This window comes from Arcicella gelida, from assembly GCF_034931025.1.
Taxonomy (GTDB): domain Bacteria; phylum Bacteroidota; class Bacteroidia; order Cytophagales; family Spirosomataceae; genus Arcicella; species Arcicella gelida.
Map to the genome: position 1 here is coordinate 37,947 of NZ_JAYGIL010000020.1, position 11,953 is coordinate 49,899.

General features: G+C 37.1%; 6 protein-coding genes. 2 read left to right on the forward strand and 4 right to left on the reverse strand.

Annotated features, from left to right (window positions below; genetic code table 11):
• The first annotated feature begins 70 nt into the window (after nucleotides 1–70).
• Complete coding sequence (locus tag VB776_RS15555; protein WP_323697673.1) at nucleotides 71–922, forward strand: SDR family oxidoreductase; 852 nt, start codon at nucleotides 71–73, stop codon at nucleotides 920–922.
• Nucleotides 923–1,016: 94 nt separating this feature from the next.
• Complete coding sequence (locus VB776_RS15560) at nucleotides 1,017–1,919, forward strand: helix-turn-helix domain-containing protein (protein ID WP_323697675.1); 903 nt, start codon at nucleotides 1,017–1,019, stop codon at nucleotides 1,917–1,919.
• A gap of 163 nt (nucleotides 1,920–2,082) precedes the next feature.
• Here the strand turns inward: VB776_RS15560 and VB776_RS15565 are convergent, their stop codons facing one another.
• The 4 genes from VB776_RS15565 to VB776_RS15580 are packed head-to-tail and all read right to left on the reverse strand — an operon-like array spanning nucleotide 2,083 to nucleotide 11,759.
• Entirely contained in the window at nucleotides 2,083–3,801 is a 1,719-nt protein-coding gene (locus VB776_RS15565; RefSeq protein WP_323697676.1) for a RagB/SusD family nutrient uptake outer membrane protein, read from the reverse strand.
• A 29-nt stretch (nucleotides 3,802–3,830) separates the two neighbouring features.
• Complete coding sequence (locus VB776_RS15570) at nucleotides 3,831–6,956, reverse strand: SusC/RagA family TonB-linked outer membrane protein (protein ID WP_323697677.1); 3,126 nt, start codon at nucleotides 6,954–6,956, stop codon at nucleotides 3,831–3,833.
• 35 nt (nucleotides 6,957–6,991) lie between these two features.
• Entirely contained in the window at nucleotides 6,992–8,680 is a 1,689-nt protein-coding gene (locus VB776_RS15575; RefSeq protein WP_323697678.1) for a RagB/SusD family nutrient uptake outer membrane protein, read from the reverse strand.
• Nucleotides 8,681–8,735: 55 nt separating this feature from the next.
• On the reverse strand, nucleotides 8,736–11,759 hold the full coding sequence (locus VB776_RS15580; protein ID WP_323697679.1) for a SusC/RagA family TonB-linked outer membrane protein: 3,024 nt from the start codon (nucleotides 11,757–11,759) through the stop codon (nucleotides 8,736–8,738).
• Between the last annotated feature and the right edge of the window lie 194 nt (nucleotides 11,760–11,953).

The window sequence follows — 11,953 nt, forward strand, 5'->3', positions numbered from 1 at the left end:
AACTTAATTTCCAGTCTAATTTTGTCTTGTCAAAAAACAATAAATATTGTCAAACAAAACAATTTAGCAAATGGAAATTTCATCACAAAAAGTATGGTTTGTAACAGGAGCATCCAAAGGTTTGGGGCTTGATTTAGTGAAACAATTATTAGCACAAGGTTATAAAGTAGCAGCTACTTCAAGAAATGTAGAAGAGCTTAAAAACGCTGTTGGGGCTACTTCGGACAACTTTTTGCCAATTGCTGTACAGCTTACACAAGAAGAAAGCGTAGCAAAAGCTATTCAAGAAACTATAAAACATTTTGGCAAAATAGAGGTAATCGTTAATAATGCGGGATATGGTTTAGTGGGAGCTTTAGAAGAATTAAGTGATGCAGAAGCTCGCCAAAATTTCGATGTGAATGTTTTCGGTTCGTTGAATGTCATCAGAGAAGCATTACCTTATTTGCGTCAACAAAAATCTGGACACATTTTTAACATTGCTTCAATTGGCGGTTTTACAGGAGCATTTCCTGGCTTTGGTATTTACTGTGCAACAAAATTTGCCGTTCATGGTTTTTCAGAATCATTGGCTACAGAAGTAAAACCTTTTGGCATTAAAGTAACCGTAGTTTCTCCGGGATATTTCAGAACTAATTTCTTGAATGATAGTTCACTAAGTGTACCAAAAAATCAAATTGCAGATTATCAAAACGTTCGTGATGTGCAAAATACTCATGAAAATGACTATAATGGTAATCAAAATGGTGACCCTGTAAAAGCAGCAAAAGTAATGATTGAGGTGGCTGAAAATCCAGAAGCTCCCTTGCATTTATTCCTTGGTGCTGATGCTTATCATTTGGCAGAATTAAAAATGGAAGCCGTAAAACAAGATTTGGAAGCTGTTAGAACTTTGGCAACAAGTACTGGCTTTGATAATTAATCTCAATTTATATGTAAATCAAATGATAATTTGGTAAATTATGCTCAACCTGCTTTTTAGGCGGGTTTTGGGCTTTTAAATAATCCATCAAGAGATGTCAACTACCGAGACTTTAGAAGATTTCTACCAACAAAAATTCAGTTATCTTCCTGAAAATCTTAAACAAGATTTAGGGCATTTTAATGTATTTAGACTTGAAGATTGTCATGATGCAGATTCTCAGCCAATCAATTATAGTCGTCGTGATTTTTATAAAGTATGTTTGATTCGAGGTAGAAATATCTATCATTATGCCGATAAAAGTATAGAAATAGATGGGCCGACGCTCATTTTCTTTAATCCGCAAGTCCCATATACTTGGGAACCTGTGTCGGGAGAACAAACGGTTTTTTTCTGTATTTTCAGAGAAGCGTTCTTTACAGAAAATCTTAGGACTAATATTTATGATTTGCCCATGTTTAAAATAGGAGGGAAGCCCGCTTATTTTTTAAACGAAGTACAGGAAAAATTCGTCAGCGATATTTTCCTGAAAATATTGGAAGAAATTAATTCGGATTATCGCTATAAATATGACCTTATCCGTAATTATTTAACGGAAATGATTCATACTGCGATGAAGATAGAACCAACCGAAAGGCTTTATCAGCATCCAGATGCCAATTCGAGAATTACTTCAGTTTTTACGGAATTATTGGAACGACAATTTCCGATAGAGTCGCCTTCGCAAAGGTTTTCATTGCGTTCGGCAAAAGATTTTGCGGAGAAATTATATGTACATGTAAACCATTTGAATAGGGCAATTAAGACTACAACAGGAAAAACTACGACTGATTTAATTACAGAAAGACTGACAAACGAAGCAATGGCTTTGCTAAAACATACAGATTGGAATATTTCGGAGATAAGTTATTGTTTAGGTTTTGAAGAACCTGCCCATTTCAATAACTTCTTTAAAAGGCAATTACAAATGAACCCTTCGGCATATCGCTTGAATTAATTGTGAATAGATATAAACTGATTTCTGGACAATTTCAAAAATGACTTAGGATTTCTCTGGAAAATGATGAAATTATTGTACTTTTCCTATTAGCAGGCGAATTAATTCGCCTGCTAATAGGAATTTGTCTGCTAATAAGAGATATAAACTCACTAACTGACAATTACCATCCTGGGTTTTGTAGCATAGCTGGTGCTTTGCGTACTTCTGAATCTGGAATAGGTAATAAGTACATTTCTGGGCGGAAATTATGGCGTCTGATAGATTCTGTTACTTCATACGTATAAGTTGTTCCGTTTTTAATAATTCTCATACGCTTGTTGAAACCATTGTTAACAGCCATCGCAATTTTCCAACGACGAATGTCATTCCAACGGTGGTCTTCAAAAGATAATTCGATACGGCGTTCATTTCTGATAACTTCTCTCATTTCCTCTTTTGTCATACCTGCTTTCAAACCATAAAGATTATTCGAACCCGGTTCAATACCTGCTCTTTCACGAAGTTCAATCAATTTTGGATAAGCCAATTCTGGTTTTCCCGTTTCGTTGATGGCTTCTGCATAGTTCAATAAAATTTCTGCATAACGTAATAAAGGCCAGCCTCTGTTAGTATTAAAACTACTATTGGCTGAAATATTTACATCACACATTTTACGAGTATAATATCCTGTCGTTTGTCCAGCTATAGTAAATCCGTCTGTAGCAGCACCTTCATGTGTATAAACGGGTCTTAAAGCATTAGCAGACGCCAAGTAATATAAAGATTCGTTATAGACGATAGAGTAACCAAATCTAGGGTCACGATCTTTATAAGGATTTTTTGGGTCATATCCAGAAGTCGCATCTGTAATGGCTTTTCCGTTTTTCATTGGGAAAGCATCTACCAAGTTTTGAGTTGGCATGGCGTTATTTCCACCACCTCTGGTTGGCATATTATAAAAACCTTCCATATCACGGTTTGCACCACGGTTTTGGAAGAAAATATATTCTGGATTTACTCTTTCCAAAAATACTTGTGCAAAACCATTACCCGGTGCTGTGATATTATCTTTATACAAACTGTACTCGTTTGAATTGATAACTGCCAATGCTGCGTCAGCCGCTTTTTGCCAATGTGCTACATCATAAGTTGGATTACTTACAATTTTAGCTAAATCAGCATTTTGTGTTTCAGCACCACCATTGAACAATGGACTTGCCGCATTCAATAAAACTCTTGCTTTTAATGCCAAACAAGCACCTTTTGTGATACGTCCGTAATCTTGTTCAGAATACTCATTTTTACTTGGTAATTGTGCCGCCGCAGCATCCAATTCACTCGTCAAATAACTTACACATTCAGCATAAGAATTACGAGGCTCATTGATAAAGTCTGTAATTTCATAAACTTTATCACCAACAAGCGGTACTCCTCCAAAACTGATTAATAGCCAGTGATAATACCAAGCTCTTAAGAAACGAGCTTCTGCTGCCATTTGAGTTTTCAATTTAGCAGATAAAGGTGCTTGTGGCAATTTCTGCAATAATAAATTTACTCTACGGATATTGGTATAAGGTGTTGACCAAAACTCAAAGAATGGAAAATTGGTCGGACTTACTGTTCCGCTATAAAGTACTACCGCTTTTTGACCAGTACCAGAGTAACGATATTCAGCATCGTCGGTTGCTTCTTCGGTATTTCCGTGAGAATCCCAACGGCCTTTGTTAAAGCTAAAACCTACGTCGCTATAAATACGAAATAAGAAAGCCATTGTACGAGTACTATCGCTAAAAACCGTTTCTTCGGTTAAAGCATTTGTTTTTGGGTCGAGGAAATCATCGGAAGTTTTGCAAGCGGCAAGGCTACCAATGATACATCCAATTAACAATATTTTTTTCATGACTATTTTCTTCAAATAAGGTTAAACACTTAGAATGTGGCACTTATACCGAGGTTAAGTAACCTCTGTGGCGGATAACTTACTCTGTCTGTTCCAGAAGTAATCTCTGGGTCGAACTGATAGAGTTTACTTAATTTAGTAAACGTCAGTAAGTTAGAACCATTCATATAAATGCGGATTTGCGGAATACCTAGTTTTAGAGAGAATTTACTTGGTACTTCAAAATTTATCTGAGCATTACGCAAACGAAGGTAGTCGCCTGGAATAAACCAGAATGTAGAAGGATAACCTCCTGGATCACTAATCCCACCCAATAAAGTAAGACGTGGATATTTGGCATTATCTCCTAATTCTGGTGTCCAAGCTTGCTGGTGTATAGCGGTTAAGTTTGATGAAAACGCACGGATAGATTCAGCAGTACCTCTTACATTAAAGTTGAGCGCTCCCTGAAAATTGGCACTGATACTAATACTTTTGTAACGAACTCCTAAATTGATACCATAAACAGTATTTGGGGTATTCGGATTTCCCGTTACCGACATATCATAGCCATCAATTTTACCATCATTATTCAAATCGGCATACTTCAAATCACCTGGTTGTACTGGTACAGCAGTTTTTGGGCTACTAGCAATATCATCCGCATTTTTATAATAACCTACGAAAGTATATGCTCTGATTTGTCCGATACTATTCCCTGTGTAAGCTTGGTATGGATACAATGAACTAGGTTCGTCTTGGAAAATAATCTTGTTTTTAGCAACAGAATAATTTCCTTTGATTGAATAAGAGAAACCATTGTGAGTAGGACTTTGGTAACCCAATTCTAATTCAAAACCACGGTTGTTTACTTTACCAATATTTACAGGAGGTAAACCTTGTCCGAAAATGGCAGAAACTGTTCCACGAGTAGTAAGGATGTCATAACGATTGTTATCAAAGAAATCTACGCTACCAGTAATTGAGCTATTCAATAAACCGAATTCTAAGGCAACGTCTAGTTTTTTCTCTTTTTCCCAAGTTACGTCGTTGTTGGCAAGAGTTCCTTCAAATACACCATTGTAACCATTACTTGAATAACCGAAGTTTGCTTGTGCCACACCGTTACCAGTACCATAGTTTTGTTGATAATAATATGAGAAACCACTTCCCAAAGCATCATTACCCACAATACCATACGAACCACGAATTTTAAGCATATCAATGGTTTTGAAGATACTGCTTTGTTGGAAGAAAGGCTCTTCAGAGATATTCCAACCAGCAGAAGCCGCTGGAAATAAACCAAAACGCTTATCGCTTACAAAACGGTCAGAACCATTATAGGCAGCATTCAATTGTAATAAATAACGGTTTTTATAATCGTATCCTAAACGACCAGAATATCCTTGGAAGTTGTTTGGAATAAAGTTGTAAACGTTATTACTGTTAGATGCTGTAGTTGAGTTGCGGTTCATCAAAGCCAAACCATACACGTGGTGAGCTTTGCCAAAAGTTCTATCATAATTCAAGATAAACTGCATATTGAATACTCTTGAAGTACTTCTTGGGTCATACCCGATGAAGAATCTTCTTACTCTATACACGTTAGGGTCACGTGGTTCGTAAGTATCTGTACTTGCATTATAAAGGAAAGATGGGAACTGGTCACGTGTCATACTTCTTGTGTAAGCGTAATTGCTCGTGAAAGAAACACGACCTTGAATGTTCAAACCTTCCGTAATAAAATTCAATTTTTGTTTAGCCGAACCAATGAAGTTGATATTACTTTCATTACTTTGGCTGTAGCCATAATACGACAAACGACCAATTACGTTGTTTACGTTATAACTTGGGTTTTCGTTACGGCTCCAAGAACTATATCCTAATGAACCATCTGGATTATAAATCGGATAAGCAAATGGTGCTAAAGTAGCGAAACTGCTATAATCATAAAACAAATCGTTGTAACCAAAAGGGCTACCAACTTGTGGGGTATTTACTTGAGCAAAGTTTCCGTATAAATCCAAACGTAAGTCTAATGTTTTAGTAACACTCATGTCAAGATTTGAACGATAATTATAACGTTGGTGGAAATAATTACTGTTTACGCCTTGTCCTTGACCATAATCTTTCAACATCCCATCTTGATTCAAATAACCTACTGAAACAAAGTATTTTACTCTTTCTGTACCACCCGATAAATCAAGGTTTCCTCTGTATTGCTTACTGAAAGTTTTAAATAAAGCTTCTTTCCAGTTCACATTTGGGTGACCGTAAGGGTCAGCACCACTTTTGTATAAAGCTAAATCTTCATCTGTAAAACGAGGTTTGAAAGATGGACTTGGGTTGGCGGCATTATCATTAATCTGTGCTTGGTTGTAAAGTCTAGCACTTTCATACGCATCTAAATAATTTGGGATTTTTGTAGGTTGCGAAAGGGCAGTTTCTACTCTTACCGAAATTTGTGGCGGTCCTGCTTTTCCACGACGAGTTGTAATTACTACTACACCGTTTGCACCCCTAACTCCATAAATAGCTGTTGTTGAGGCATCTTTCAAAATGGATAAACTTTCAATTTCGTTCGGGTCAATTCTTGCAAATTGGTCATAAGAAAACTCAACGTCATCTACAATAATCAAAGGACGGTTGTTACCATTGTATGAACTTACACCACGGATATAAAAGTTAGCACCATCAGCTCCTGGGCGACCAGAAGGTTGTTGAGAGAAAAAGCCCGGTAATTTACCAGCCAAAGCATTTTGTAAACTGGCAGCAGGGTTTTCACGAATTTCACGACCAGAAACTGAACTTACTGAACCCGTTAAAGTAAGTTTTTTCTGTTGACCAAAACCAACAACAACAACTTCCTCTAAACTTTTTTCATCAGCTTCTAAAGTAACATTAATGTTCGATTTGTTGGCAACCAGTACTTCTTGTTGTTTATAACCCAAAGAACGAAAGATTAATACGCCACTTTGTCCTTTTAAGGTAATGCGGAACTTCCCGTTTTCATCGGTTAAAGTACCATTGGTCGTTTTCCCTTTCTCGAAAACGGATACGCCGGGCAGGGTCTCTTTGGCATCAGCGACAACACCACTAACGAGCTGCCCCTGTGCGTAAAGTGAACCGCTAGTGAAGGCGGTGAGCAATAACAGGATATATATTAGTTTTTTCATAAATTCTAATGAATTTTATTGTGCTTGAGTCAATTTTACCAACCTTCGTTTTGGATTAAATTGGGGTTTTTCAAAGTTTCGTCATAAGGAAGTGGCATGTAATAAAGTCTTTTTGTGAAAACCATATTACTGATTTGTACAGGCGAATAATTGAAAACACCAGCAGTTTGAGTAGCCGTAATTCTCATACCCATGATAGCACCACTCAAAGCGGTTTCTGCAATTTTCCAGCGACGTAAATCCCAGAATCTATGTTCTTCAAAAGCTAATTCAATTCTACGTTCGTTTTGAATCAAAGTTCTTAATTCGTCTTTAGAAATATTTGCCTTGATTCCGTAGCGACTATCCGTTCCAGCTTTTATACCAGCTCTTTTACGTACTTCTATTACTCTTTTTACAGCATCTTCAGTTTTGTCGAGTTCATTCAAGGCTTCGGCAGCATTTAAAATAATTTCAGCATAACGGAAAAGCGGAAAGTTGTGGCTTTGGTTGGTATAAGTAGTATTGTTAGAAAAATCAGCCATAAACTTTCTGAGATAATAGCCCGTTCTGGTTTGTACTATATTGCCCCCTGGTTTATCTTTTCCACCTTCAAAAGTTTCCACAGCACGTCTCAACCAAGTTTGTCCGTTGAAGAAAACCGTTGAAGCCAAACGTGGATCACGGTCTTTATAAGGATTTTGTGGTGCATATCCAGAAAGTGGATTGCTGATTTCTAAACCATTATTCATCGGAAAAGCATCTACCAAATTTTGTGTTGGACTCGTCAAACCTTGACTAGCCGCAGGCGAACCATATCCGATTGGTGCGTTCAAACTTTCTATAGAAGTATTATTTGAACCTTGTTTTGCAAGAATAATTTCCGTGTTTTTCTTTACCGTAAAAATATTATTGTACGAAGCCTGCAATGTGTAATAGTTCAAATTAATCAATTCGTTGTTCGCATCAAGTGCTTTTTGCCAACGAGCAGCATCGTATGTAGCGTAGCCATTTAATGTTTTTAAATTAGCATTTGTACTTACGCCACCACCATTGAACAATGGACTAGCGGCATACAAAAGTAAACGAGACTTTAAAGCAATGGCAGCACCTCTTGGGATTTTTCCCCATTGGTTATCTGAAATCGGTTCAGGTAATAAATTGCCTTTGATGGCGTCGCATTCACTTACGATATAGTTTACACATTCTTCGAAGGTATTTCTTGGCAAAGCCAAATCATCTTCAATCGTGAATACTTTATCGGCAATTAAAGGAACGCCACCATATCTTTTTAGCAATTCGAAATAGAGGTAAGCTCTTATAAACCTTGCTTCGGCTTTCCAAGTAACAATACTTGCTGGCGTTGCTGGTACTTTGTCAATATTGGCCAAGAAGATATTTACTCTTCTGATTCCCGCATAGCTATTTCCCCAATATGGGTCTGGATTATTCAATACACTGATGATTCCGTTGGTATAATATTCAACAGCACGATTAGTTCTTGAAGGAAGTGCATCGCCAGCACCAGCGTCTAGGAAATCGCCACCAATGCGGTTGAAACCCGTTGGGAGATAATTGTAAATATCATTCAAGAAAAAAACAGCCAACGTAGCATTTTTATCTTTTTCGTCCCAAACCAAATCCTCTTTAATCCAATCACGAGGTTCGGTTTCTACTCTTTCACAGCCCGTCCACGACATCGACAGCACCAGTAAAAGAAGGCTTGTATATAATTTTTTATTCATTTTTTCAGAAGTTTGGAATTGTGTGATGTGAATATTCTCACAAAAATCTCATGGCTTACAATTTTAAATTCACGCCAAAATTGATAAGTCGTTGAACAGGATAATTACTTTGATAGCTTTCTGGGTCAATCGATTTATCTTTATTGAACGTAAATACATTGACTGCATTCGCAAAGAATCTTACCGAATTCACTTTGATTTTACCTACCCATTTTGTTGGTAAAGTATAACCTACTTCGATATTTTTCAAGCGAACATAATCTCCAGAACGTACCCAGTAAGATGAAGTAGCCTGATTATACACATTTGAACCAACCCAAAGACGTGGATAAGTAGCATCTGTATTGGTTGGCGTCCAACGGTCTAAATGTTGTTCAAATGCTTGTCCGAATCCACCATTTTGGAAAGCGAAAGTAGAAGCATTTTGCAAGTAAATATTTCTGTTAGCAACTCCTTGTACCAAAGCAGAGAAATCGAAAGCTTTCCAGTTAAAACCTAAACTTGCTCCGAACGGAATCACAGGTTTAGTATTACCGATTGCCGATTGGTCTAATTGGTTAATTAAGCCGTCACCATTAAGGTCTTTGTATTTAATATCACCCGCTTGTGGTGTGTAACCAATGATACTTGGTGCGTTAGTGGCTTCTGCCGTAGTTTGAAACAACCCATCAGCTTGATAACCGAATATTTGTCCTACTCGTTGACCAGTACGTTGCATCCAAGCATAAGGCTGATTCACTTCATCAAAATATAGTAATTTTGAAGCTTGTACGCCAGCATTAACTGTGGCATAAATACTTACATTTTTAATATTCTTTTGGTATAAAAGCTGAGCATCCAAACCTGAATATTGTACTTGTCCGATGTTTTCATTAGGAAAAACATTTCCTAACAAAGTGGTATTACGTCCACGTTGCGTCAGCAAATCGTAGTACTTCATGTGGTAATACTCGAAAGTAAAGCCTAATTGTTGATTGAACAATGAACCTTGCAAGCCAACATTCAACTTATTTGCTTTTTCCCACGTGATGTTTGCATTGGCTAATGGTAGCTCAGTAATAGAAGTATTTGACCCAGCACCTGTACCAAAATATGCACTGTTGCTATCGAAGTATCTTTGAATGTATGTGAAGTAACCTGGATTATCATTCCCCGTTTTGCCATAAGAACCATATAATTTCAGGTACGAAAGCCATTCTTGTGATTTCAAGAAATCTTCTTGACTGATGTTCCAAGCTAAACCAACCGATGGGAAGAAACCATATTTGGTAGTACCACCATCTGGATAACGGTTAGAACCATTCAAACCAAAAGCCATTTCAAGAATATACTTCTTTGAATAGTTATAGCTGAATCTTCCTGAAGTTCCAGTAAACGTCAAAGGCAAATCCGAACCTGCTACTGAATTCTGACGGTTTGCTAAAAGTAAACCAGTGAAACCATGTTCGTTGAAAGTACGGTCATACCCTAAAGTCAATTCCAAATAGTCTGAACGTCCTTGATAATCTATTCCGTTACCATTAGCTTGGTCGCTGTTAGCACCGAATTGTTGGTAGCTTGCTACACCAGCTGGAGAAAGGTTTCTTTGAAAAACAGCAAAGTTTTTAGCACGAAAAATATTTTCAGAAAGCGTAGCATAATATGAGCCTGTAGCTTTTACCCATAAACCTGTTGTTACTTCATCCAAAGTTCTTTTCAAGTAAAAGTCTGCCAACATATCTCTTTTGAAATTTTGCTGATAACCAGAGCCGACAGTTTGTGCCCAGATGTTATTCTGGAATTGCTGTGTACCACCATAAGAATTATCTGGATTATAAACAGGATACGCATTATTTGGTGTATTCATGATGGCGTTGAGAATAGAACCAGTTCCATACCCAGCATCATTGCCATTCAAGATTCTTCCTAACAAATAAATACCGCCAGATAATTTTGAATTTAATTGTAAATCAACATTCGAACGAAGTGTATATGATTTAAAATTGTTGTTGGTACTGTAGGCATTAATATCACTTTGTTTTAATAAACCTGATTGATTGATGTGGTCGAATGAAACAAAGTATTTCGAGAAGCTATTTCCACCACTAGCACTAAAAGTGTAGCGGTCTTGTCTTGAAGAAGAATTTAATACTTGGTCTCTCCAGTTGACATCTGGATATAAATATGGATCTGAACCCGATTGATAGCCTTGTAAGGTTTGTTCTGAATACACTGGGGCTAAACCATCGTTTTTCAATGCTTCATTATACAAAGTTGCATAATTGAAAGAATTTAAAGCTTTCGGAAAACGAAGTGGTTGTTGAATGGCTGTTTGTGCGGTGAATGACATTCTCGCAGTATTTGGATTGCCCTTACGTGTAGTAATCACTAAGGCTCCGTCAGAACCACGCACACCCATCATGGCGGTAGAGAGGGCATCTTTCAAAACAGTAACCGACTCGATTTCTTCAATATCAAAAACCGTTAATTGACGAGGAATACCATCAATTATAACCAATGGACTTTGATTTCTTAATGAAATACTTGTACCATCATTACCAGGCTGACCCGTAAACTGATTGGTGTTAATACCAGCCAATCTGCCAGCCAAAGCACTTATGACCGAAGTAACGGCTGATTTCTGTAAATCACTATTGAAAACCGCTTGAGAAGACGAAGCTGTCAAATCACTTTGCACGCTAGTATTGAACAAACGGCGAAGTGGTTTTGAACGAAGTACCGCTGGGTTTTTACTGTTTAGAACTATGATTGGCGAAACTTTATCACCCACTACATAATCCATAATTTTTGTACCCGAAGCAGAGATTTCTAATTTATCTCCCTTTTTCGCTCCAATCGTCAGCGAACCTGCTGCATCAGTGATTGCTTTAAGTCCTTTGGTTTTGTTGTTAATGCTGATATTTACCAAAGGTTCTTCGTTTTCGTCGATGATAACGGGCGAAAATACTTCTAGCTCAGTTGCTTTAGTTTGGTCGGACTGTGCCACCATCACCATTGCATTAAACACTAACATTGTCGTCAAGGCAATCCTACACAATGGAAACCAGTAGAGACTGCGTTTACGTAGAAATTTTATCATAGTTTTGTTTTTTTGAATTTTTGCAATCGTTTTTTATGAATACTCATAATGAAAAAAGGAATGAAGTTTAAACTACATTTTATCAAATATTAAATTTGAATAATGCAAAACTAAATAATATAATTTAGCCAATAGGGTGTTTTTTTCGTATAAAAAGGGGGTGAAAATCACACATTCTAAATCTTGATATGCCT

Bases quoted from the DNA above. Each gene is read 5' to 3' on its own strand.
- VB776_RS15575 (WP_323697678.1), bottom strand. From the start codon at position 8,680: ATGAATAAAAAATTATATACAAGCCTTCTTTTACTGGTGCTGTCGATG.
- VB776_RS15555 (WP_323697673.1), top strand. From the start codon at position 71: ATGGAAATTTCATCACAAAAAGTATGGTTTGTAACAGGAGCATCCAAA.
- VB776_RS15565 (WP_323697676.1), bottom strand. From the start codon at position 3,801: ATGAAAAAAATATTGTTAATTGGATGTATCATTGGTAGCCTTGCCGCT.
- VB776_RS15560 (WP_323697675.1), top strand. From the start codon at position 1,017: ATGTCAACTACCGAGACTTTAGAAGATTTCTACCAACAAAAATTCAGT.
- VB776_RS15580 (WP_323697679.1), bottom strand. From the start codon at position 11,759: ATGATAAAATTTCTACGTAAACGCAGTCTCTACTGGTTTCCATTGTGT.
- VB776_RS15570 (WP_323697677.1), bottom strand. From the start codon at position 6,956: ATGAAAAAACTAATATATATCCTGTTATTGCTCACCGCCTTCACTAGC.